Here is a 22,916-nt window from a genome sequence, read left to right on the forward strand (position 1 = left end):
GACAGGCGACGCCCGCGCTATGATTTCTCCGACCCAGGAAATTTTCATTCCGCATTCGGCACACGGTCCAAATCGGCAGCAATCGCCTCCACATCCCCAAGGGCAGATCTCAAGGTTTGGACTAACGCAGCCAAGATTTCCTCCGGTTCCCTCTCGTCGAGCTCCTCCCTATGACCTTCAGGTAACCACCGCAAATCTAGGTTATCATTCCGCTCGGAAATATCCTCACGACTAAAGACGCGGAAGCGAGGATCGATTGCGTCGTCGCGCTGGCTACGTCCTAATGGATCATCGCCGTACAGCCTCACGAAGTCAGCAAATACTTCGTTGGTAAGATTCCGGCCCTTGCGAAACCGCTGCATGTTAGTGCGGAGATCATAGACCCACATCTGGCGCGTGGCCGGCTCGCCCTCGCGCGGCCGCGAAAAGAATAGAACGCTTGTCTTAACATCTGCAGCATAGAAAATGCCGCCGGGCAGCCGAAGTAGTGTGTGGACGTTGCAGGTGTCCATCAGATGCTTGCGCACACGCCGACCTACGCCGTCCTCAAAGAGGACATTGTCCGGCAGGACTACGGCAGCCCGGCCACCGGGTTTTAGTGCGAGGTAGATGTGTTGCAGGAAGAGCAGCTGCTTGTTGGAGGTCGGGAACGGTAAATCGCTTCGACGAGCGCGGGCTCCGCCCGCACTACTTCCAAACGGAGGATTTGCGATGATAACATCCGGCGCCGTCAGTGCGGCGGCGTCTTCAGTTAGCGCATCGCCATGGATAAACTGACCTTCCATGTCGTGGAGGAACATGTTCATTAAACATAGGCGGTAGGTGTCACCTTCGATTTCAATGGATTGATACCGCGGTGGATTCTTTTCGCGGGCCGCTTTGGTGTGCTTGCTCGCAATGTACTCTTGGGCAGAGATCAAAAAACCTGCCGTACCCGCCGCCGGATCTTGGATCGTCTCACCTAACCCCGGCTTCAGGACGCTGACCATCGCATCAACTAGAGGACGCGGCGTAAAATACTGGCCGGCTCCTGATCGTGCTTCTGCCACGCTCCGCTGGAGAAGACTTTCGTAGACCGCGCCGAGTCCGTCAATCTTGGCCTCATGCCAGTCGATGGCGTTGATGCCGTCAACAACCTTACGCAGGTTTTCCTCGTGATTGAAGACCGTGGTTGGAAAGCGGAAAATCTCGCGCACGACATGATCCGGCGCATCCTCCCCGAGCGTCGTAAGCATCTTCCGATAGCGGCCGAGCATTCCGCCGTCCACATCCGCGGTCAGATCGGACCAATGGCACCCGTTTGGTAGCAGATTCTCTCGCCCCGTTTCCTCAGCGATCTTTAGGAACAGAAGATAGGTCAGTTCCGAGAGAAATTTGTGGAATACGATGCCATCGTCCCGGAGGACGTGGCAGAGCGACCAGATTCGCTTCGAGACAACGGGGATAGACATCGGGGCGCACGCCTACGACACCAGAGTGGTTCGAGCAACGATGATGGTCGGCCACCATCAGGGTCGATTGTGAGGGTGCCATGGAGCGGCCTGACGTTTGCCCCCTGCTTTCAATCCGCCTCGCGATCCTACCCGGGTATGCCAGCAAGGGGGCTTCGGAACCTACGGTTGATCGACTAACCACCACGTGTCCAGATAAACGGACCGCAGCTCTTCCAAGATCCGGAGAGCTAACTGCCGGTCCGCAGACAGCCCAGTAGCCGCCGCTATCACGCGACTGCGCGTCAGCGACCTTAATCCACCTCTTTCATTCTATTGTCCATCGTTCGTACGCGAACAGGGGTTGCGCCCTTGGGCCGACATGTGGATACAGGCCGTCCGGCATCGGAGCCAGAAAAGAGCCAGAGCGACAAGTAAAGGTGACGTAAGGCTTTGAGATTGCGGGTGTAGCTCAATGGTAGAGCAGGAGCTTCCCAAGCTCACGACGAGGGTTCGATTCCCTTCACCCGCTCCAATGTTGCATCGCCGTCGCCATTGCCCCTACCAAGTAACGAACTTGGAGGAGACACGATGATGCGCATGTTCCTGGTCGCGGCGCTGCTGGCGACGACCGCTCCGGCTTTCGCGCATCGGCATCCCGACCCCGCCCCGCCGACTCAGTCTAAGCCGGTTCCCAAGGAATATCTGCTTAAGCCCCCGGCTGATGCCGCCGAATATGTGGTGGTATCCGAGGCCGGGCAGCATGGCAGCCAATGGCGCTGGCAGCTGCCCGACGGGCGCGTCGCCTATCGCTGGTCGCAGGAGCTGCGCGGCTGGATCACCGAGATGGATCAGGTCACGACCTTTGCCAAGGACGGCAGCATCGCGGCGCTGACCGTGCGCGGCGTGACCATGTCGGGCGATGCGGCGGAGGAGTATCGCGTGACCGGCGGTCGCGCGACCTGGAAGACCGCGACCGATGCGGGCGAGGCGCCCGCTGGCGGCTGGTATATCCCGGCGGGCGGGGTCGGCATCGCTTCTGCGCCGATCATCGATGCGCTGGCCGCAGCGGGCGATGCGGGGGTCGCGTTCCTCCCCGGCGGGCGCGGGCGCATGACCTTTGGTGGCTCGCAGGTGATCCAGGGGCCGGGCGGACCGAAGACCGTCCAGCTCGCCTTTGTCAGCGGCATCCTGCCCTCCCCCGTCCCCGTCTGGCTGGACGACAAGAAGCGCTACTTCGCGGACATCGGGTTCATCTCGGTTATCCCCAAGGGCTATGAAGGCGCGCTCAAGCAGCTGCGCGACGCACAGGATGCCGCGACGGCACAGGCGGTGACGACCATCGCCAAACGCTTCCTCGATCCCGCTGCCAAGGCGCCGGTGCTGTTTGACAACGTCCGCCTGTTCGACGCGGACAAGGGCGTGTTCCTGCCCGACCGCGCGGTGCTGGCACAGGACGGCAGGATCGCGGCGATCGGCGCGGCAGGGTCGCTCACGGCACCCGCCGGCGCGCGCACGATCGATGGGCGCGGCAAGACATTGGTGCCCGGCATCTGGGACAGCCACCTCCATATCGGCGATGACTGGAGCGTGCTGTCGAACATGGCGAACGGCATCACCAGCTTTCGCAGCCCCGGCACCAATTTCGACCGCGCGGTCGAGGCGACCCGGCGGCGCGGCGAAGCCACGCTGTTGATGGGCGAGCCGTTCATCTCGGTCATCATCGACAAGAAGGACCCGCTGGCCGCACAGGGCGCCGAAGTGGTCAGCAGCGTCGAGGAGACGATCGCCACCGTCCGCCGGATCAAGCAGGCGGGATTGTGGGGCGTCAAATTCTACACCTCGATGAACCCCGCGTGGATCGCGCCCGCGGCGGCAGAAGCGCACCGGCTGGGCCTGCACGTCCATGGCCATGTTCCGGCGACGATGAAGCCGAGCGAGGCGGTCGCGGCGGGCTATGACGAGCTCACCCACCTGAATTTCGTGGTGATGGAGTCGATGCCCAAGGAGGTGATCGACAAGGCGAATACGCGCCAGCGGATGGAGGGGCCGGCGCGCTACTTCAAGGATGTCGACCTGAACGCACCGTTGATGACCGGCTTTGTCGCCGATCTGGCGCGGCGCAAGACGGTGGTCGATCCCACCATCGTCATCTTCGAAGGAATGCTGACCCAGGATGGCGGCGCGCCGCATCCTGCCTATGCGCCCTATATGGGCATCATCTCTCCGGTGATGGAGCGATCGGCCTTCACCAGCGGCGGCTATCCGCTTTTCGACGGGCTGACCCGCGACGATTACCGCAAAAGCTATGCGAAGATGGTCGAGCTGGTCGGGCGGCTGCACAAGGCGGGGGTGACCGTGGTCGCGGGCACCGATGGCTGGGGCATCGAACTGGTGCGCGAGCTGGAAATCTACCAGCAGGCCGGGTTCAGCGCGGCGGAGGCGTTGCAGAGCGCGACCATCGTCCCTGCCCGCGTGGTCGGCGCGGACAAGCGCACCGGATCGATTGCGGTCGGCAAGGAGGCGGACATGGTCCTGGTCGACGGTGACCCCTCGACCGAACTCGGCGCACTGCGTCGTGTCGTCACCGTGGTCAGCGACGGCTATGTCATGGACGGTGCCGAGCTGCGCAAGGCGGCGGGGTATAGCGGGATGCCGAAGTAGATGCGCGTGCGGGGGCGGGTTGCCGCCCCCGTCTCGTCATTCCATCTTCACTCCACCGTCACCGACTTGGCGAGGTTGCGCGGCTGGTCGACGTCCGTGCCCTTGGCCACTGCGACATGGTAGGCGAGCAGCTGCACCGGCACCGCATAGACGATCGGTGAGATCAGCGGGTGGACGCGGGGCATCTCGATCGTCGCGAGGCAGTTGTCGCCCGCTGCGGCGATCCCCTCGGCGTCGGAGATCAGCACCACCTTGCCGCCGCGCGCCTGCACTTCCTGCATGTTGCTGACGGTCTTTTCGAACAGCGGGCCGCTTGGCGCGATGACGATGACGGGCACATTCTCGTCGATCAGCGCGATCGGTCCATGCTTCATCTCGCCTGCGGCATAGCCTTCGGCGTGGATATAGCTGATTTCCTTGAGCTTCAGCGCCCCTTCCATCGCCAGCGGATAGTCGGTGCCGCGGCCGAGATAGAGGACGTCGCGCGCGCCGGCGACGCTGCCGGCCATCGCCTCGATCGCCTCGTCGCGGCTCAGCGCATCGTTGAGCGCGGCGGGGGCTTCGGCGAGGTGGAGGACGATTTCCTTCTCTTCTTCCCGCGTCATCCGCCCCTTGGCCTTGGCCAGGTTGGCGGCGAGCGCAGCGAGAACCGCGAGCTGGCAGGTGAACGCCTTGGTCGATGCGACGCCGATCTCCGGCCCGGCGTGGGTGGGGAGCAACAGGTCCGCCTCACGCGCCATGGTGCTGGTCGGCACGTTGACGACGGCGGCGATCGTCTGCCCCTCCGCCTTGGCGTGGCGCAAAGCGGCGAGCGTGTCGGCGGTCTCGCCCGACTGGCTGATGACGATCATCAACCCGCCCGGCTCCATCACCGGCGCGCGGTAGCGGAATTCGGATGCCACATCGATGTCGACGGCGACGCGGGCAAACTGCTCGAACCAGTATTTGGCGACCATCCCGGCATAGAAGCTGGTGCCGCACGCGACGATGGTGACGCGGCGGATCGCCGACAGGTCGAATTCGGGGATCGGGAGCGTCACTTCCTCCTCGAGCCGCTGGAGATAGCCGCGCAACGTCTGTGCCACCACGATCGGCTGCTCGTAGATTTCCTTCGCCATGAAGTGGCGGTGATTGCCCTTGTCGATCAGCTGGCCCGATGCGCCCGAATTGACGATCGGCCGCTCGACGGCGTTGTTCTCGACATCAAAGACCTGCACGCCGTCGCGGGTGAGGACGACCCAGTCGCCCTCCTCCAGATAGGAGATGCGCTGCGTCAGCGGCGCGAGCGCGAGCGCGTCGGAGCCAAGATAGGTTTCCCCCTCGCCATAGCCCACGACCAGCGGCGAACCGAGCCGCGCGCCGATCAGCATGTCGGGATGGCTGCGGAACAGGATGGCAAGCGCGAAGGCGCCATGCAGGCGCGGGAGTACCGCCTTGACCGCCGCGACCGGGTCGAGCCCGGCCTCGACCTGCTCGCTCACCAGATGCGCGACGATCTCGGTATCGGTCTCGCTCTCGAACACGCGGCCGCGCGCCAGCAATTCCTCGCGCAGCGGCTTGAAATTCTCGATGATGCCGTTGTGCACCAGCGCGACCTCACCCGTCGCATGCGGGTGGGCATTGTTGGTGGTCGGGCCACCATGCGTCGCCCAACGGGTATGCGCGATACCGACATTGCCGGGCAGCGGGTCTTCGGCCAGCACCTTGCCCAGGTTGACCAGCTTGCCCGAAGCGCGGCGGCGCGCAATGCCGCCATCGACGATCGTGGCGATGCCGGCCGAGTCATAGCCGCGATATTCCAGCCGCTTCAGGCCATCGAGCAGCCGGTCGGCAACGGCGTCATTGCCCAGGATTCCAACGATTCCACACATGGGTCTGCTCTCGACTCTAGAGGGTATAGGGGACGCGGATCCCCGGCATGTTCGCCGGGAAATCCTTTGTATTGCGGGTAACGAGGACGCGACCGCGCAACATCGCGGTGGCGAGAATGACGGCATCGGGCGAGCGCAAGCGCTGACGTTCCCGACGCAAACTGGCGGCACGAGTCGCGATCTCCACGTCCATCTCGTCGATGCCGAAGCCGGAAAGCAGGATTTCCGCGCGGCGGAGGCCCTCCCCCGATCCTTTGGACAACACTTCAATCCACACCATGCGACTGATCCACGCGCGCGCGCCGCCCGACGTCGCGCGGCGCAGTTCGTCGCGCGCAGGCTCCAGGCCCGTGAGCGCGTCGATCAGGATATTGGAATCGAACGCAAAGCCGCTCACTTGGCGGGCTTCTTCGGATCGGGGTAATGCCCCTTGCTCATGTCGAGATAGATTTGGCGCTGACGATCATCTTCCGCGTCGAAGAGGTCGGGGAACTCAGCCTTGACCTCTTCATAATCATCATCCCACGGGCGGGTCGACGATGCACGCTCGCGCCGCTGCCACTCGACAGCGTCGCCGATGTCGTCGCGATCCTTCCACGCGCCAAACCCGATTTCCAGCCAGTCTTTCGGCGCCTCGGCCTTGTACGCTGCCACTGCCTCGCGCAGTACCGATGCGCGCGATTTGCCTAGCTCGGCAGCGCGCTGGTCTAGCCACTTGATGTCCTCATCGGGCAGATCGGCAAGGATACGGGTCATTGATATACTGATATCATATCATGATATCATGTCAATGCGGGAACTTGCTGTCGACGAAGTTCCGCACGAATTCGACCGGGTCAGGCTCATGTCCCTGCGCGGCGACAAACCTTGCGCGGCCCTTGGTCCAGACCTCGTTGATCGCGCCCGCCATGCCCTCGGGAAACTGCATCCGCTGCACGACGATGCTGCGCCAGTCGCCAGTGGCGCCGAACAGTGCGTGGAAGCTTGGCTCCTGCGCCTTGAGCGCCGCATCGCTATCCGCATCGAGCGCGCCGATGGCGTCGAGGACATAGGCATCGAGCAGCTTCAGGAACGGCTTGCCTTCGTAGATGTCGCTCATTTCGCCGCCTTTCGTGCTGCCATCGCCGCGCGGAACCGCTTCGCCCATCCCGCCAGCGCGGTCTGTTCGGGGCGAACCAGCGCCAACGCATCGGCCTCGACATCCTTCGTCACCACGCTGCCCGCGCCGACGATCGCGCCCTCACCGATGCTGACCGGAGCGACGAGCGCGCTGTTCGATCCGACAAACGCCCCCGCGCCGATCACGGTCGGATATTTGAAGAAGCCGTCATAGTTACAGGTGATGGTGCCCGCGCCGATATTCGCGCCCTCACCCACCTGCGCATCGCCCAGATAGGTGAGGTGGTTGGCCTTGGCGCCCTTGCCCAGCACCGCCTTCTTGGTCTCGACGAAATTGCCGACCTTGCTCTTCTCGCCCAGCACCGTGCCGGGGCGCAGTCGGGCATAGGGGCCGACTTCGGCACCGGTCGCGATCGTCGCCCCCTCGATATGGCAGAAGGCGCGGATGGTGACGCCGTCCGCGACGGTGACGCCGGGGCCGAACACCACGTTCGGCTCCACCGTCACGTCGCGGCCAAGCACAGTGTCATGCGCGAACCACACGGTGTCGGGAGCGATCAGCGTTGCGCCATCGGCCATCGCCTGCGCCCGCCGTGCCGCCTGCCAGCGATCCTCGGCATAGGCGAGCTCGGCGCGGCTGTTGATCCCGATCACCTCATCGGCATCGGTCTCGACCACCACCGCGCGGTCGCCATCGGCCAGCGCCAGCATGACGATGTCGGGCAAATAATATTCGCCCGCCGCATTGTCGTTCCCCACCCGGTCGAGGAGCGGCCACAGGTCTGCCGCGCGCACTGCAGTGACGCCCGAATTGCACAGATCGACAGCGCGCTCCTCGGCGGTCGCGTCCTTGTACTCGACCATCTTGGCAATCGCACCGTCCGCGTCAGCGATGATCCGGCCATAGGCCTTGGCATCGTCGGGACGAAAGCCGAGCACCGCGACGCGCGGTGCATCCGCCGCGTCGAGACGCGCCGCCATCGCCGCGATCGTCTGCGCCGACAGAAAGGGCGTATCGCCGAATGCGACGATCACGGTTCCGTCGAACCCGGCCAGCGCCTCGCGCGCCATCAGCGTCGCGTGCGCAGTTCCGAGCTGCTCGGCCTGATGCGCGATCCGCACGCCCAGCGGCGCGACCGCCGCCTCGACCTGTTCGCGTCGCGCGCCGACCACGACGACCTTCTCCGCCGCGCCCGCCGCCGTGAAGGCGTCGGTCAGGTGCAGCAGCATCGGCTTGCCGGCGATCGGATGCAGCACCTTGTGCGTGTCGGACTTCATCCGCGTCCCGCTTCCGGCGGCAAGGATGATCGCGGCGATCGGCTTGGTCATCGGCAGATAGCTCCCCTCGCGCGCGGCCCTGCCACGATCATGTTGCAATTTCCATAGCGGTACCGGCATTTGGCGCGATGACCGATTTTCCGTTCGATATCGTCGGGTTCGACCTCGACGGCACACTGCTCGACACCAGCGCCGACCTGCTCGCCGCGACCAATCATGCGCTCGCGCTGGTGGGCCGCCCGCCCCTGTCGCCCGACCGGATCAGGACGATGATCGGCGGCGGGGCAAAGAACATGCTCAAACAGGGGCTGGAGGAGTCGGGCGGCTATGATGAAGACGTCATGCGCCGGGCTTACCCTGCGCTGCTGGAGTACTATGGCGACAACCTCTCGCACGGCACCGTCCCGTTCGCCGGGCTAAGCGAAGCGCTGGACGATCTGGAGGCGCGCGGGGTCAAGCTCGCAATCGTCACCAACAAGTTCGAACGCTTCGCGACGCGGCTGGTGCGCGAAGTCGGCATCGACCACCGTTTTGCCTGTGTCATCGGCGGCGACACGATGGGGCGCGGCAACGCCAAGCCCTCGGCGGCCCCGATCCATGAGATGATCGCGCGCTGTGGCGGCGGACGCGCGGTGTTCGTGGGCGATTCGACCTATGACATCACGGCTGCGAAAAACGCCGGTATCCCCAGCATCGCGGTCAGCTTCGGCTTCCTGATGCAGCCGGTCGCGGAGCTGGGCGCGGACGCGGTGATCGACGGCTACGACGAACTGCTGGCGACACTCATCCGGCTGGCCGATAGCCCTTCCGCCACTTCGTCCACAAATGCCGCGCCAGCATGAGCGGTGGCATGCGGAGGAAATGGCCGCGCAGGTAGAAGGCGAACTCGGTCAGCTTGCGCGTGCGCCGCCCCCAGCCATCCCGGGCGAGCAGGCAGCGGACATAGACGCGATCGGCCAGCGTCAGCGCGGCCCCGTCGCCGAACAGATGCGCGGATAGCCGCAGCGACCGCTCGACCTCCCGCGTCAGGCCATGCTGCGCCGCGCAGGCCGCGAGGGCGAGGTCGAACTCCACCCCGCCAAACTCGTCGCGCAGGCAGTGAATGTCCCACAGGTTGCGCAAGCCCCCCTGCAGATCGCCATCGGCGAACAGATGCGCCGCCGCATGCACGACCATCCCCTCGGGCGGCAGCACCGACAGGCCGTTGCCCAGCGGCACCGCGCTGGCGATCAGCGCCGCCGCGTCGGGCGTCACCCGCGCGGTGAGTGGGAGGATCGTGTGGTGGACATCGATCATCCGGTCGCGCTCGCGATGAATCAGCGGCGGCAGCTCGTGCATCCAGCGGCGGTAATAGGCGTCGTCATAAGGGTCGGGCTTGACCCACTCCCACCCGGCGGCGAGCAGCAGCGCCTCCGCCTCGTCGATCCGCTCGCGCGGGACGAGAATGTCGAGATCGCCGATCTGCCGCCCCTGCCCCGCCGCCAGTCCGCTCGCGACGAACGCGGTGCCCTTGAGCAGCACGACGGGCATGCCGCTGGGTGCCAGCGCACGCCGCGCCATTTCCGCCTCCCACAGTGCCGCCAGCCGCCCCTGCTCCGCCGCCGCGCGCGCGTCTGCCAGCACCCGCGCCGCCGCGGGCGGGATCGCCAGCCCCTCGATGCGGTGCGCCAGGCTGCCGATCAGCGTCTCCGCTCGCGCCGCGCAGAGCAACGCGGTCCAGCCCGCCGCATCCAGCGCCAGCACCGAGCCGGGATCGCGCAGTGCGCGGGCGACGAGCGCGCCGCTCACGCAAGCTCTCCCCACAGCCGCTCGACCAGCGCAATCGCGCCGTCGGTGTCGGGATAGTCGATCGCCCGCGCCGGCACCCCGCGCACCAGTCCGGTCAGCGCGTCGAACCCGGCCTCACCCAAGGCAACATAGTTGGTCGAGGCTTGCGTGAGCCGCACGAAACACTCGCTCGGCTCGACCGCCCGCTCGGCGACCTGATGGCCGAATGCTGGGAACAGGATCAGCGCCGGTCGCGCTGGCGCATCCATCGCGGCAACCGCGCGCGCGTCCGGGACAAGATGTCGGATATCGCCCTTCGGCGTACCCTGGAGCAACGGCCCCCAGCGCGCATCGGGCAGCGCCGCCTGCATCACCCCGATCGCTTCATTCTTCAGGCTGATCAGCCGCGGAAATCCGTGCAGCATCCCCGAGGCGGGATCGAGCAGCGCGAACTCGTCGCCCATCAGCCGCCAGCCGCGCGCCATCAGCAGCGCGGCGAGCGTCGATTTGCCGGCCCCGCTTTCGCCGGTCATCACCAGCGCACGCCCGTCCTTCTCGACCGCCGAAGCATGGAGCAACAGATAGCGCCGCTGCCCCAGCGCCATCTGCAGGTTCATCGCCATTTCCGCCGCCAGCACCCCCTGCGCCAGCGGCAGCGGCGCCGCCTCCGGGATCACGAAATCGCCGCCCAGATGCACCGCCGGGCGCACCCAGCGCCGCCACGGCCGCGCGGCGAATAGCCGGACCGTGAAATCGGGAACGCCGTCCTGAGGCTGTGGATAGTCGCGATACAGATCGTCCAGCGCCGCGATCGGCCTGCGCCAGTCGCTGCCGATGCGGAACCCCACCGGACCGATGCGCAGCATGGCGGCGTGACGCATCAGACGCGCTCCACCAGCCCGGACGCGACCAGCTCTTCGATTCGCGCGGCAAGCGCCGCGCGGTCGGGATCGACCAGATCGAACCGCTCGGCCAGCACCGCCAATGCTTGATCCAGCGTCAGCGGCTCAGCCAGCAGCTCAAGCAGTTCGGGCACCGGCGAATCCACCAGATGGGTAATCCCCGACGCGCGGTGATAGACCAAAGTCAGTGCATCCAGCGGCTCGATCCGCAGCGTCGCGGCGGGCGCGGCGCGATACCGGGTCACGCGGCGTTACCCGCGCGGCATCTGAAGCGACGCGAAACAGGTAAAACCGCTGGTCCCGCGCTGCAGCCGGCGGATGTAATTGGTGTACGCGCGGCTCTGGTCATAGGTCGTGCCGGGCAGGTTCGCGCCGCTCAGCGCCTGCTTGACCTCTTCCCCCTTGAAATTGCGCCCGGCCGGAGGAAATGCGCCTTGTGTCCCGGCTGGAACCAGCGATCCATCGGCGGCGATATAATTGCCCGCGCGCCCGGCATCGGGGACCGGAATCTCGCAATTGAGCACCGATCCGGCAGTCTGGGCCAGCGCCGGTTTGATCGACACGATCGCCGATGCGCTGACGGCGCCCAGCATCAGCGCACGCCTGCTCGGGATTGTCGGCGATCCGTCCTTGGGGGGCGTCGTGTCGGCCATATCCGTTCTTCCCTCGCACAACGGCCTTTCACAAGTGTGAATCGCGCGCATGATCGGTTAGGCATGGCGTCATGCCGAGCCTGACCAACCCCCGCACTTTCGCCGCGCTGATCGCGGTCCTCGTCACTGCGGTCGTTGCGTGGATCACCGCGGGGCCCCAGGCGGGCGGGATCGCGCTGGTCGGCGCGACGCTGGCGGCGCTGATCGCATCGCCCCCGCCGGAGGAACCGGCGCACGACATCCCCGGCCCCGACCCGGTCAGCACCGCGCCGGCCGGCGTGGCCGAGGCGATCGAAGCAGTATTCGAACCGATGTTGCTGGTCGAGGCACAGCGGGTTGCGGCCGCCAATCGCGCCGCGCGCGCGTTGCTGGGCGAGCATATTCTTGGCGAGGATGTCCGCGTTGCGATTCGGCACCCCGCCGCCGCCGAACGACTGATCAACCCGGTCGACGGCGCCCCGGGCGGCCCGATCCACCTGGTCGGCCTTGGCACCCGCGATCAGCGGTGGGAGATGCGCGTGCGCGCGCTGAACGGCGGCGCGCGGGTCGTCCATCTCAGCGACCGCACCGGCGCGCATGCCGCCGACCGCATGCGCGTCGATTTCGTTGCCAATGCCAGCCACGAGTTGCGCACGCCACTCGCCTCGATCCTCGGCTTTATCGAGACGCTGGAGGATGCCGCGGACGATCCGGAAACCCGGGCGCGGTTCCTGAAGGTCATGGACAATGAGGCACGACGGATGCGCCGGCTGATCGACGACCTCATCTCGTTGTCGCGAATCGAGGCCGAAAAATATCGCGCGCCCGACGACATGGTCGACCTCGCCGCGCTGCTTGGGCAGGTGCGCGACGAGCTGTCCTCGCTTGCCCCGGCGCGCGCGGCGGATATTGCGCCGACCATCGCTGAACTGCCCCCGGTTCGCGGCGACCGGGTGCAGCTCTCGCAACTGCTGCACAACATCATCGGCAATGCCATGAAATATGGCCGCGCGGGCACGCCGGTGACGGTCTCGCTCGACGCGACCGATTCAGCGATGGTGCGCCTGAGCGTGCGCGACGAGAGCGAGGGCATCGCGCCCGAGCACCTCCCGCGCCTGACCGAACGATTCTATCGCGTCGATTCGAGTCGCAGCCGCGCCGCCGGCGGAACCGGCCTGGGACTGGCGATCGTCAAGCATATCGTCGAGCGGCATCGTGGCCGCCTCGACATCGCCAGCGTGGTTGGTCAGGGCACGTCGGTCACAATCCTGCTGCCCGTCGCACCGATTCCGGACGCGGTGTCATCATAGCGTCACGCAACTGCAACACAGGGCCATCGCGGACAGGACCGGCCCCTGTCCCGCGACTCGCAGGACGGCCGGGGGGAATCACGATGCGCAGTTTTTCGCTGATCGCGCTTTCGGCGCTGACCTTGTCTGCCTGTGGCGGCGGCGGCCAGGCGTCGCGCGACCAGATCAAGATCGTCGGTTCTTCGACCGTCTATCCCTTCACCACCATGGTCGCCGAGCAGTTCGTCAATTCGGGCAGCTTCAAGGCCCCGGTAATCGAATCGACCGGTACTGGCGGCGGCATGAAGCTGTTTTGCGCGGGTGTCGGTCCGCAGCATCCCGACATGACCAACGCGTCGCGCCGGATGACCGCGTCGGAATTCGACCTGTGCCAGCGCAATGGCGTTACCGACATTCTCGAGGTTCAGGTGGGCATGGACGGCATCGCCTTCGCTGAGGCAATCAACGGTCCGAAGATCCAGCTGACGCTGGCCGAAGCCTATCGCGCGCTCGCCGCGACCCCTATGGGCAAGCCCAACACGGCGAAGCTGTGGTCGGACATTAACCCGTCGCTGCCGGCGGTGCCGATTTCCGTCATGGGGCCGCCCGCGACCAGCGGCACGCGCGATTCGCTGCACGAACTGATCATGCATCCGGGGTGCGAAGAGGCCTATCCGCAAGTCAAGGAAATCGAAAAGACCGACAAGGACAAGGCGAAGGAGCTGTGCACCCGCGTGCGCGAAGACGGCGTCTATGTCGATTCGGGTGAGAACGACAATCTGATCGTCCAGAAGCTCAGCGCCAATCCCAATGCGATCGGCGTGTTCGGCTATTCCTATCTTGAGGAAAACGCGTCGCGGCTGAAGGGCGTGCCCGTCAATGGCGTCGAGCCCAGCTACGCGGCGATTTCGTCCGGCCAGTATCCGGGCGCCCGTGCGATGTTCATCTATGTCAAGAAACAGCATCTGAAGGCGGTGCCGGGGATCAACGAATTCCTCGCCCAATATACGCGGATGTGGGAGCCGGGCGGTCCGCTGACCAAGCGCGGGATGATCGCGTCGTCGGACGCGGATCGCAGCAAGGCGAGCGACACGATCGCCAAGGGCCTGACGATGCAGCGCGGCGACCTCAAATAACGTCGACCGACACCAATAGCGTTCCCAGATAGGCGGCTTTGACCGGTGAATGTTTTCGCACTCCTGTTCCTGATCCTCGGCCTGGGCCTGATCGGCTGGTTGACGGCGCGCGCCCGGGCGGCGCGGATGGCGCGCGGACTGCCCGCCAAGCGGCTGCACAGCCTGCCGAGCCAGCATGGCTGGTATGTCGCGACCTGGGCGGTGGTCCCGGCGCTGATCTTCCTGATCGTCTGGGTCAATGTCAGCCCGGGGCTCGTCACCGAATCGGTGCTCGCCAATCCGGCGGCGGCGCAACTCCCAGCCTTCGGGTTCGAGCGGGAGACGATCCTCAACGAAGCGCGCAGCATTGCTGAGGGGAGCAGCCAGGGGGCGTTCTATCCGCTGGCCGAGCAGCTGGCGCCGGCCTATTCCGCCGCGCTGAGCCGCTATCACTGGATCGGCACGGCGCTCGCGCTGATCCTCGCCTTTGCCTTTGGCGCCTTTGCCTTCACGCGCGTTAAGCCTGACTTTCGTGCGCGCACCAAGTTCGAGCGGGCGGTGATGATGGTGTTGCTCGTCGCATCGCTGATCGCGATCCTGACGACGCTGGGCATCTTCCTCTCGCTGATCTTCGAAAGCGTCCGTTTCTTCTCGATCGTGCCCATCACCGATTTTCTGTTCGGTCTGAACTGGAGCCCCCAGGTCATCCGCGCCGACGATCCCGGCGCCAATCTGGGCGCGCTGCCGCTGTTCTGGGGTACCTTCTTCATCGGCGCGGTCATTGCGATGATCATCGCGATCCCGTTCGGCCTGATGAGTGCGATCTACCTCACCCAATATGCTCCGCGCAGCTTCCGTGCGTGGATGAAGCCGATCCTCGAGATTCTCGCGGGCGTGCCGACAGTCGTCTACGGCTATTTCGCCGCGCTGACCGTGGGGCCGCTGATCCGCGACTTCGCGGTGATGCTGGGCTTTCAGTTTGCCTCGGCCGAAAGCGCGCTGTCGGCAGGGCTGGTGATGGGCATCATGATCATCCCGTTCGTGTCGTCGATGGCCGACGATTCGATCGCCGCCGTGCCCACCGCGATGCGCGACGGGTCGCTTGCCATGGGCGCAACGACCAGCGAGACGATCAAGCGCGTGCTGATCCCTGCCGCGCTGCCGGGCGTGGTTGCCGGCATCCTGCTGGCGGTCAGCCGCGCGATTGGCGAGACCATGATCGTGGTGATGGCGGCGTCGGGCGCAGCGAACATCACGCTCAATCCGTTCGATGGCGCGACGACGGTCACGAAGCAGATTGTCGACCTGCTGACCGGTGAAACCGCGTTCGACAGCCCCAAGACGCTCGCCGCCTTCGCGCTCGGGCTGACCCTGTTCATGATCACCTTCCTGCTCAACATCGTCGCGCTGCGCGTCGTCAAAAAGTATCGCGAAGCTTATGAGTGAGTCCCTTGTCCCGCAGCTGCCGACTGGTAACGCGGAGCCCGCACCCGCGGCGCCGACCGGCTGGAAGACCGACGCGATGCAGAAGCGCATTCGCGCCCGCTACGCCAGGGAACGTCGCTTCCGAATGTGGGGGCTGGCGGCAGTCATCGGCTCGGCCAGCTTCCTCGCCTTCCTGCTCGTCACGATGCTGTGGCAGGGCATTGGCGGGTTCCAGCGTGCCGAGATCGCACTGCCGATCGACTTCAAGGCAGCTGCGCTTGAAGTGACGCCGGAACAGCTGCGCGGCAAGGGTGCCGATCTGGCGCTGGCCAGCGCGGGCTTGAACGATGTCGTCGCCGATGCCGCCGTCGCGGCCTTCGGACCGGACGGCGCCGACTATATCTCCGAAAGCGCCTGGGTCACCGTGCGCGACGAGCTGAAGGCCCGGCCCGAGTTGCTGCAGGGCCGTGCCTCGATCGACGTGCCGGCCTCGTCCCCGATCGCGCTCGCGGCAAAGGGCGACGGGAACGATCCCGAAGTGACCCGGATCGCCGCGCGACTGCGCGACGAAGGCACGCTGAAACAGGGCTTCAACATAAACTTCCTGTCGGGTTCGGACGCGACCGACCCGACCGGCGTCGGGATCTGGGGTGCGCTCAAGGGTTCGTTGCTGACGATGCTGGTGACACTGTTGATCGCCTTCCCGATCGGCGTGTGTTCGGCCGTTTATCTCGAGGAATATGCGCCTCGCAACCGCTGGACCGACCTGATCGAGGTGTCGATCAACAACCTGGCCGCGGTCCCGTCGATCATCTTCGGCCTGCTCGGCCTCGCCGTGTTTCTCAACTTCCTCCACCTGCCCCGCTCCGCGCCGCTGGTGGGCGGCATGACGCTGGCGCTGATGATCATGCCGGTGATCGTCATCGCCGGGCGCAACGCGATCAAGGCGGTGCCTCCGTCGATCCGCGACGCCGCACTCGGCATCGGGGCCAGCCGGATCCAGGTGGTGTTCCATCACGTCCTGCCGCTGGCACTGCCCGGGATCCTGACCGGCACGATCATCGGCATGGCACGTGCACTGGGAGAGACCGCGCCGCTGCTGCTCATCGGCATGCGCGCGTTCATCGTCACCCCACCGGGCGGCGTGTTCGATCCGGCGACGGTACTGCCGGTTCAGATCTTCCTGTGGTCGGACCAGGTGAGCCGCGGCTTTGTCGAGAAGACGAGCGCCGCGATCATCGTCCTGCTCATCTTCCTGCTCGCGATGAACGCCATCGCCATCTATCTTCGCAACCGTTTCGAGACTCGCTGGTGATGACCCAAACCGATTATGCAAGCACCGCCGTCGACAGCGCCGCGCCCGCCCGGGCCGGGGCCACGCCCAAGATGTCGGCGCGCGGCGTCAACGTCTTCTATGGCGAGAAACAGGCGATCCGCGAGGTGTCGATCGATGTCGACATGGACAATGTCACCGCGTTCATCGGCCCGTCGGGCTGTGGCAAGTCCACCTTCCTGCGCACGCTCAACCGCATGAACGACACGGTCGCCAGCGCGCGGGTCGAGGGCAAGATCACGCTGGACGGCGAGGACATCTACGACAAGGCGATGGACGTGGTGCAGCTGCGCGCCCGCGTCGGGATGGTGTTCCAGAAGCCGAACCCCTTCCCCAAATCGATCTATGAAAACGTTGCCTATGGCCCGCGCATCCACGGCCTTGCGCGCTCGCGCAACGAAATGGATGCGATCGTCGAACGCTCGCTCAAGCGCGCGGGCCTGTGGGAAGAGGTCAAGGACCGGCTGCAGGACAGCGGCACCGCGCTGTCGGGTGGTCAGCAACAGCGGCTGTGCATCGCGCGTGCGATCGCGGTCGACCCCGAAGTGATCCTGATGGATGAGCCCTGCTCGGCGCTCGACCCGATCGCGACCGCAAAGATCGAGGAGCTGATCCACGAGTTGCGCGGCAAATATGCGATCGTGATCGTTACCCACAACATGCAGCAGGCCGCGCGCGTCAGCCAGCGCACCGCCTTTTTCCACCTCGGCACGCTTGTCGAATATGGCGAGACGGACCAGATCTTCACCGCGCCCCGTCAGGAGCGGACGAAAGACTATATCACCGGAAGGTACGGCTAATGGCGACGGGCCAGGAACATACGGTCAAGGCGTTCGACGAGGACATCAAGCACCTCCGCGCGCTGATCTCGCAGATGGGCGGCCTCGCCGAAGAGGCGATCGGCGATGCGATGACCGCGCTCCAGCGCGGCGACGTCGCGCTCGCCAAGCAGGTGCGGACCAAGGACAAGGCGATCGACGCGATCGAGGCCGAAGTCGAAAAGCTCGCCGTGCGCGTCATCGCGCTGCGCGCGCCCATGGCCGACGATCTGCGCGACGTTGTCGCTGCCCTCAAGATCGCGGGCGTGGTCGAGCGGATCGGCGATTATGCCAAGAACATCGCCAAGCGCGTTCCGCTGATCCACCCGTCGGGCACCGACCGGATCGAGGCGATTTCGGTGATCCCGGCGATGGCGCAGATGGCGAGCGAGATGGTGCACGACGTGCTCGACGCCTTCTCCGCGCGCGATGCCGAAGGCGCGATCCGCGTGATCGAGCGCGACAACCGGCTCGACGATTTCTACGACAGCATCTTCCGCACGCTCGTCACCTATATGGTCGAAAATCCGCGGACGATCAGCGAGGTCGCACACCTGCTGTTCGTCGTGAAGAATCTCGAGCGGATCGGCGACCACGCGACCAACGTCGCCGAAATGGTCTATTTCGCCGCGACCGGCCAGTATCTGGCGGATCGCGACGCAACCGAAGTGCCGGAGGCCTGACATGAGCCGCGCGCGCATGCTGCTGGTCGAGGACGATGCGGCACTTGCCGAGCTTCTCACCTATCATTTCCGGCGTGAGGATTTCGAAGTCCGCCACACGCCAGATGGGGAGGAGGCACTGCTGCTCGCGCAGGAATCGCCGCCCGATATCGTCCTGCTCGACTGGATGGTCGAAAGCCTGTCGGGCATCGAAGTGTGCCGCCGCCTGCGCCGGATGAGCGAGACGGCCAACGTGCCGATCATCATGCTCACCGCGCGCGGCGAGGAAGAGGACCGCGTCCGCGGCCTGGAAACCGGTGCCGACGACTATGTCACCAAGCCCTTCTCCCCGCGTGAACTGGTTGCGCGCGTCGGCGCGGTGCTGCGCCGCGTGCGCCCGGCGCTTGCGGGTGAGGCGCTGACCTATGTCGATATCGAAATGGACACGGTCGGGCACAAGGTTCGGCGCGGCGGCGAAGTCGTGCCGCTCGGCCCGACCGAGTTCCGCCTGCTCAAGCATTTCCTCGAGCATCCCGGTTGGGTCTTCTCGCGCGAACGCCTGCTCGACGCGGTGTGGGGCCATGACAGCGACATCGAAAGCCGCACGGTCGACGTCCATATCCGGCGACTGCGCAAGGCGATCAACATCGGCAACCGCCCCGACATTATCCGCACCGTGCGCTCGGCCGGCTACTCGCTCGACGCGGGGCAGTAACAGGGAACGGCGCTGCACCGGTCGGTACTCCCGGTAGGCTGGCTGGTCGGTTCCGCCGTCATCCGGCTTGCTGGATGAACATTGCACCGGAAAGATTCGCCTCCTGACGCGTTGGCGCGACGAGCAATTCGCTCCGAAGCGTAACAATGTCAGGAGAACGAAGATGAAGCTGATCGCACTCGCCGCCGCGCTTGCCATGGCCGGGACGGCTGCTGCGCAGGACATGGGCACGACGTCTGCACCGACCGCGCCGCAGAGCACCACCACGGCAACCCCGACTGACGATCCGGTCGGCGGCTACCAGCCCGCAAACCCGCCAATGTCGGCCCCGCCGGCACCGGGTGCGACGGTCGTGTTCCAGCAGGCGCCTGCACCGGACGTCGCCTTCCCGGCCCCCGCACCGCTCGCCGAATATCCGATCTGCAAGAAGGGCCAGTACGACAATTGCCGCCAGCGCGGCGGCTGACCCCGTGGGGCGGGTGCGATCCCGCCCCCTCCCCGCTTGCCAGCCGCGCATGTGCGCCGCATAGCTTGACGGAAACGTCAATGCGGAGAGGGTTATGAGCATCGATTTTGCAAGCCGCGTCGCGATCGTAACGGGTGCCGGCGGCGGTCTTGGCCGCGCTTATGCGCTGGAACTTGCGCGGCGGGGCGCACGCGTCGTCGTCAACGACCTTGGCGGATCGCGCGACGGCAGCGGTGCATCGGATGCTGCCGATCGCGTCGTCGCCGAAATCGAAGCCGCCGGGGGCGAGGCCATGGCCAATGGCGGCAGCGTCACCGATTACGCGCAGATGCAGGACATGGTGGCACAGGCGCAAGCGAAGTGGGGCGGCGTCCACATCCTCATCAACAATGCCGGGGTGCTGCGCGACAAGAGCTTCGCGAATATGGAGCCCGAAGATTTCCGCTTCGTCGTCGACGTACACCTCAATGGATCGGCCAATGCGACCAAGGCGGTGTGGGCAACGATGCGCGACCAGAATTACGGGCGCATCCTGATGACCGCGTCGTCCAGTGGACTTTACGGCAATTTCGGCCAGGCAAATTACGGCGCCGCAAAGCTCGGCCTCGCGGGCCTGACCAAGACGCTCTACCTGGAGGGCGCGAAATACAATATCCGCGTCAACACCCTCGCCCCCACCGCGGGAACGCGGATGACCGAGGATATCTTTCCCGAAGCCGCGTTCAAGGCATTCACCCCCGAAAGCGTTGCGCCCGCCGCACTGTTTCTCGTCAGCGAGGACGCGCCGACCAATGCGATCGTTGGCGCGGGCGCAGGCGTGTTCCAGGCTGCCTATGTCACGCTCACGCAAGGCGTGCGCCTGACGGGCGACGACATGAGCCCGGAAGGCGTCGCGGCGCACTGGGCACAGATCATCGATCGCACCGGTGAGATCGTGCCCAAGTCAGGGGGCGAGCAGGCGATGACGATCATGGCCAAGCTGCAGGGCTGATCCAGTCCTCCCCTTGTCTCGCAAAGCAACTGGATGAGGGGATGGGCGTGGCCCGACGCCCCGCCATACCGTATTGCATCACTAATACAGCTGTGGCAGTCTCGCCGTTACAGGAGGGACTGCCATGTATAGCGAAGTCGATCTGAACAGCGCGGTGGAGGCGGGGGCGATTAGCCCGGAGGCCGCCGCCGCATTCCGCGACCATATAGCATCGATGCGCGCCGCGCCGATTGCGGACGAGGAGCATTTCCGGCTGCTCACCGGGTTCAACGACATCTTTGTCGCCATTGCCGCGGCGCTGATGCTGGTCGCGGTCGGCAAGATCGGTGCCGAGATCAAGCCATGGCTCGGCGGCATCGCGGTCGCCGCGCTAGCCTGGGGGCTCGCCGAATATTTCACGCGCGTACGCCGCATGGCACTGCCCAGCATCCTGCTGTTGCTCGCCTTTGTCGGGGGCATTGCCGCCACGCTGGTGGGCGTCGTTGCCGACAATGTGATGCTGCTCGAACGCTATGTCGGCAATGATGAGACGCTTTCCCGTCAGGTCGGTTCGGCTATCGCCGCGACTGTCGGCCTCGCCACGGCGACGGCCGCCTGGCTGCACTGGCGGCGCTTCATGGTACCAATCACCGTTGCTGCGGGGGCGGTCGCGGTGATCGGCGTGCTGATCGCGCTGATCATGCTCGCGCTGCCGGCGGCACAGGACTGGGCGATGCCGATCGTGCTGACCGGCGGCGTGCTGATGTTCCTGTTCGCCATGCGCTGGGACATGTCCGACCGCGAGCGCAAGACGCGCCGCGCCGACGTCGCCTTCTGGCTGCATCTTGCCGCAGCGCCGATGATCGCACACCCGATCTTCCAGATGCTCGGCGTCTTCGACGGCGCGGTCCAGCCGGGCATCGCCGCGATCGTCCTGCTGCTCTACATCGGCTTCGCTATCGTCGCACTGGCGGTGGATCGCCGCGCTTTGCTCGTCTCCAGCCTCGCCTATGTTCTCTACGCCATGTACGCGCTGCTGCAGACGGCGGGCGCGGTCGAACTGGGTGCGGCGCTGACCGCTTTGGTAATCGGATCGGCGCTCCTGACCCTGTCGGCCTTCTGGCAGCCCATGCGGCGGCTGGTGGTCGGCCCACTCGGTGGTCTCGGCCACCGTCTGCCGCCGGTCGCCGCGCGTGAAGCCGCTTATGCCTGATCCGGATGGGGGCGCGGGTCGACCGCGCCCCCATCCGCTTCCAGCGGCACGATTGGACCCAATATGGCCGTATCTTTGATCGGATGGCCGACCGATTGCTTGCGCGACCGTGTAGCGCCCGATGTGTCTTTTGGGCCGCGACTATCCATATTTTCCGGTCACTGACCCGTACGGCGCGCAAAATGAGTAGCTGACGCATTGCGCGCCCGGCGCAGAACGCCCTTACTTTGCTCCACTTTGGGGAAAACAGTGGCTTTTCTGCGTGCGAACCTCACATGCATCAAGTTGGTCTGCGGCCACATCATCCAGGCCAGACAGACGGCATCAGGCAGCGGCGCCGCTATCGGGGCCTGAATTCGATCTGCACATCCTCGCATTTGTCGTGTCGGCGACGGCGCATGCGCTGGAAATGTTCGGAAACCTGAACAGCGCAGTGGTGTTCGCGGCGACGGCGCGGGCCTGTGGCCCGTTCGACCAGACACCAGGACGCAAGCGCCCGGTAAGCATCAACGCGCTGGCGTCATCGATCGGCCGCCCGTTCGAAACGACACGCCGCCATGCCCTTACCCTGATCGAGGGTGGTCTGATCGCCCGCTCCCCCGACGGTCTTTCGGTGACCATCGATGCGATCGCCGACCCGCGCGTGGCGCGCTTTACCGAAAGCTGCCACGATCTGCTCGTCCGGCTAGCCGCAGATTTGGGCGAAGGCGGCTTCGCATTGCCGCCATCCGCCATCGACATCACCTATGACCCGCGATCCGGCATGGGGATCGCGCTCGACCTCATCCTTGCCGCGATGGAAAGCCATGGGCCGCGCGAGGAGAATTTTACCCGGCTCGCCCTTTTGCTGGCAATCGAATGGGCGCATTGCCACCATGGGCATCTCGGGCCGGATGGCACGCGCGCGCCGATGATCCGCACCAGCGACGCCGCACGCGTGCTCGGGCTGCCCTACGCGACCACGTCCCGCAATATCGATGCGCTGGTTGAGCGCGGCCTGCTCACGCGTTCCGGCGCCATGCTGCATCCGGTTGCCGATGCCGCGTCGGCCGTCGCGGCCGACGCCGCGCTGGCCAATCGTGCGCGTCAGCTCATTGGACGACTCGCCCAGTGCGGCTTTCCGATGAAAACTCCCGGCCACGCCTATATTCGCGGCCGCACGCCGCTGCCCGATCTGGGGTAGCATCCGTACGGAACCGCGCCACCGCATCGTCCGTTCCCGCTGCAACTCAATCATACAGGAGCAG

General features: G+C 65.6%; 23 protein-coding genes and 1 tRNA gene. 14 read left to right on the plus strand and 10 right to left on the minus strand.

Annotation, left to right across the window (positions count from 1 at the left end):
• Positions 1 to 44 precede the first annotated feature (44 nt).
• Positions 45 to 1,451: an HsdM family class I SAM-dependent methyltransferase gene (locus ACO05N_RS18980; protein ID WP_422058538.1), complete on the minus strand. Its 1,407-nt coding sequence runs from the start codon at positions 1,449 to 1,451 to the stop codon at positions 45 to 47.
• A gap of 440 nt (positions 1,452 to 1,891) precedes the next feature.
• Between ACO05N_RS18980 and ACO05N_RS18985 the strand changes: the two genes are divergently transcribed.
• Positions 1,892 to 1,965, plus strand: a tRNA-Gly gene (locus tag ACO05N_RS18985).
• Between the two features lie 56 nt (positions 1,966 to 2,021).
• The gene (locus tag ACO05N_RS18990; RefSeq protein WP_422058539.1) at positions 2,022 to 4,094 is read left to right on the plus strand and encodes an amidohydrolase family protein; all 2,073 of its coding nucleotides are present in this window, start codon (positions 2,022 to 2,024) and stop codon (positions 4,092 to 4,094) included.
• Between the two features lie 47 nt (positions 4,095 to 4,141).
• On the opposite strand, the gene glmS is transcribed toward ACO05N_RS18990, so the two are convergent.
• The 5 genes from glmS to glmU are packed head-to-tail and all read right to left on the minus strand — an operon-like array spanning position 4,142 to position 8,413.
• Positions 4,142 to 5,965, minus strand: a complete 1,824-nt coding sequence (glmS, locus tag ACO05N_RS18995; protein ID WP_422058540.1) for a glutamine--fructose-6-phosphate transaminase (isomerizing) — start codon at positions 5,963 to 5,965, stop codon at positions 4,142 to 4,144.
• 16 nt (positions 5,966 to 5,981) lie between these two features.
• Positions 5,982 to 6,362 carry a type II toxin-antitoxin system VapC family toxin gene (locus ACO05N_RS19000; RefSeq protein ID WP_422058541.1) on the minus strand — a complete coding sequence of 127 codons (381 nt, stop codon included), beginning with the start codon at positions 6,360 to 6,362 and terminating at the stop codon, positions 5,982 to 5,984.
• Positions 6,359 to 6,721 carry a ribbon-helix-helix domain-containing protein gene (locus ACO05N_RS19005; RefSeq protein ID WP_422058542.1) on the minus strand — a complete coding sequence of 121 codons (363 nt, stop codon included), beginning with the start codon at positions 6,719 to 6,721 and terminating at the stop codon, positions 6,359 to 6,361. The genes ACO05N_RS19000 and ACO05N_RS19005 overlap by 4 nt, the downstream gene beginning before the upstream one ends.
• A 31-nt stretch (positions 6,722 to 6,752) precedes the next feature.
• On the minus strand, positions 6,753 to 7,064 hold the full coding sequence (locus tag ACO05N_RS19010; RefSeq protein WP_422058543.1) for a hypothetical protein: 312 nt from the start codon (positions 7,062 to 7,064) through the stop codon (positions 6,753 to 6,755).
• The gene (glmU, locus tag ACO05N_RS19015; protein ID WP_422058544.1) at positions 7,061 to 8,413 is read right to left on the minus strand and encodes a bifunctional UDP-N-acetylglucosamine diphosphorylase/glucosamine-1-phosphate N-acetyltransferase GlmU; all 1,353 of its coding nucleotides are present in this window, start codon (positions 8,411 to 8,413) and stop codon (positions 7,061 to 7,063) included. The genes ACO05N_RS19010 and glmU overlap by 4 nt, the downstream gene beginning before the upstream one ends.
• Positions 8,414 to 8,490: 77 nt before the next feature.
• Between glmU and ACO05N_RS19020 the strand changes: the two genes are divergently transcribed.
• Positions 8,491 to 9,204, plus strand: coding sequence for an HAD-IA family hydrolase (locus ACO05N_RS19020; RefSeq protein ID WP_422058545.1), 714 nt, complete (start codon positions 8,491 to 8,493; stop codon positions 9,202 to 9,204).
• Here the strand turns inward: ACO05N_RS19020 and ACO05N_RS19025 are convergent.
• Genes ACO05N_RS19025 through ACO05N_RS19040 form a run of 4 tightly spaced genes read right to left on the minus strand, consistent with a single transcriptional unit; the run spans position 9,146 to position 11,684 of the window.
• The gene (locus ACO05N_RS19025; RefSeq protein WP_422058546.1) at positions 9,146 to 10,150 is read right to left on the minus strand and encodes a nucleotidyltransferase domain-containing protein; all 1,005 of its coding nucleotides are present in this window, start codon (positions 10,148 to 10,150) and stop codon (positions 9,146 to 9,148) included. The two genes, ACO05N_RS19020 and ACO05N_RS19025, sit on opposite strands and share 59 nt — an antisense overlap.
• Positions 10,147 to 11,010 (minus strand): HprK-related kinase A, encoded by an 864-nt coding sequence (locus tag ACO05N_RS19030; RefSeq protein WP_422058547.1) that lies wholly within the window; start codon positions 11,008 to 11,010, stop codon positions 10,147 to 10,149. Before ACO05N_RS19030 ends, ACO05N_RS19025 begins: the two co-directional genes overlap by 4 nt.
• Positions 11,010 to 11,276, minus strand: coding sequence for an HPr-rel-A system PqqD family peptide chaperone (locus tag ACO05N_RS19035; protein ID WP_422058548.1), 267 nt, complete (start codon positions 11,274 to 11,276; stop codon positions 11,010 to 11,012). Before ACO05N_RS19035 ends, ACO05N_RS19030 begins: the two co-directional genes overlap by 1 nt.
• Positions 11,277 to 11,282: 6 nt before the next feature.
• A complete protein-coding gene (locus ACO05N_RS19040) occupies positions 11,283 to 11,684 on the minus strand; it encodes a hypothetical protein (protein WP_422058549.1) in 402 nt (133 codons plus the stop codon).
• Between the two features lie 71 nt (positions 11,685 to 11,755).
• On the opposite strand from ACO05N_RS19040, the gene ACO05N_RS19045 reads away from it, so the two are divergent.
• From ACO05N_RS19045 to ACO05N_RS19095, 11 genes are all read left to right on the plus strand, one after another.
• Positions 11,756 to 12,973 carry a sensor histidine kinase gene (locus tag ACO05N_RS19045; protein ID WP_422058550.1) on the plus strand — a complete coding sequence of 406 codons (1,218 nt, stop codon included), beginning with the start codon at positions 11,756 to 11,758 and terminating at the stop codon, positions 12,971 to 12,973.
• 83 nt (positions 12,974 to 13,056) lie between these two features.
• Positions 13,057 to 14,088, plus strand: coding sequence for a substrate-binding domain-containing protein (locus ACO05N_RS19050; RefSeq protein ID WP_422058551.1), 1,032 nt, complete (start codon positions 13,057 to 13,059; stop codon positions 14,086 to 14,088).
• A gap of 45 nt (positions 14,089 to 14,133) precedes the next feature.
• Positions 14,134 to 15,513 (plus strand): phosphate ABC transporter permease subunit PstC, encoded by a 1,380-nt coding sequence (gene pstC / locus ACO05N_RS19055; RefSeq protein WP_422058552.1) that lies wholly within the window; start codon positions 14,134 to 14,136, stop codon positions 15,511 to 15,513.
• A complete protein-coding gene (pstA, locus tag ACO05N_RS19060) occupies positions 15,506 to 16,807 on the plus strand; it encodes a phosphate ABC transporter permease PstA (protein WP_422058553.1) in 1,302 nt (433 codons plus the stop codon). Before pstC ends, pstA begins: the two co-directional genes overlap by 8 nt.
• Positions 16,807 to 17,625 carry a phosphate ABC transporter ATP-binding protein PstB gene (gene pstB / locus ACO05N_RS19065; protein WP_422058554.1) on the plus strand — a complete coding sequence of 273 codons (819 nt, stop codon included), beginning with the start codon at positions 16,807 to 16,809 and terminating at the stop codon, positions 17,623 to 17,625. The genes pstA and pstB overlap by 1 nt, the downstream gene beginning before the upstream one ends.
• On the plus strand, positions 17,625 to 18,326 hold the full coding sequence (gene phoU, locus ACO05N_RS19070) for a phosphate signaling complex protein PhoU (protein ID WP_422058555.1): 702 nt from the start codon (positions 17,625 to 17,627) through the stop codon (positions 18,324 to 18,326). Before pstB ends, phoU begins: the two co-directional genes overlap by 1 nt.
• Position 18,327: 1 nt before the next feature.
• A complete protein-coding gene (gene phoB / locus ACO05N_RS19075) occupies positions 18,328 to 19,020 on the plus strand; it encodes a phosphate regulon transcriptional regulator PhoB (protein ID WP_422058556.1) in 693 nt (230 codons plus the stop codon).
• A 163-nt stretch (positions 19,021 to 19,183) separates the two neighbouring features.
• A complete protein-coding gene (locus tag ACO05N_RS19080) occupies positions 19,184 to 19,486 on the plus strand; it encodes a hypothetical protein (RefSeq protein WP_422058557.1) in 303 nt (100 codons plus the stop codon).
• Positions 19,487 to 19,580: 94 nt separating this feature from the next.
• Positions 19,581 to 20,477: an SDR family NAD(P)-dependent oxidoreductase gene (locus ACO05N_RS19085; protein ID WP_422058558.1), complete on the plus strand. Its 897-nt coding sequence runs from the start codon at positions 19,581 to 19,583 to the stop codon at positions 20,475 to 20,477.
• Between the two features lie 124 nt (positions 20,478 to 20,601).
• Positions 20,602 to 21,669 (plus strand): hypothetical protein, encoded by a 1,068-nt coding sequence (locus tag ACO05N_RS19090; protein ID WP_422058559.1) that lies wholly within the window; start codon positions 20,602 to 20,604, stop codon positions 21,667 to 21,669.
• Between the two features lie 409 nt (positions 21,670 to 22,078).
• Entirely contained in the window at positions 22,079 to 22,852 is a 774-nt protein-coding gene (locus ACO05N_RS19095) for a hypothetical protein (protein WP_422058560.1), read from the plus strand.
• Positions 22,853 to 22,916 lie beyond the last annotated feature (64 nt).

It is taken from the genome of Sphingomonas sp., from assembly GCF_965227385.1.
Taxonomy (GTDB): domain Bacteria; phylum Pseudomonadota; class Alphaproteobacteria; order Sphingomonadales; family Sphingomonadaceae; genus Sphingomonas.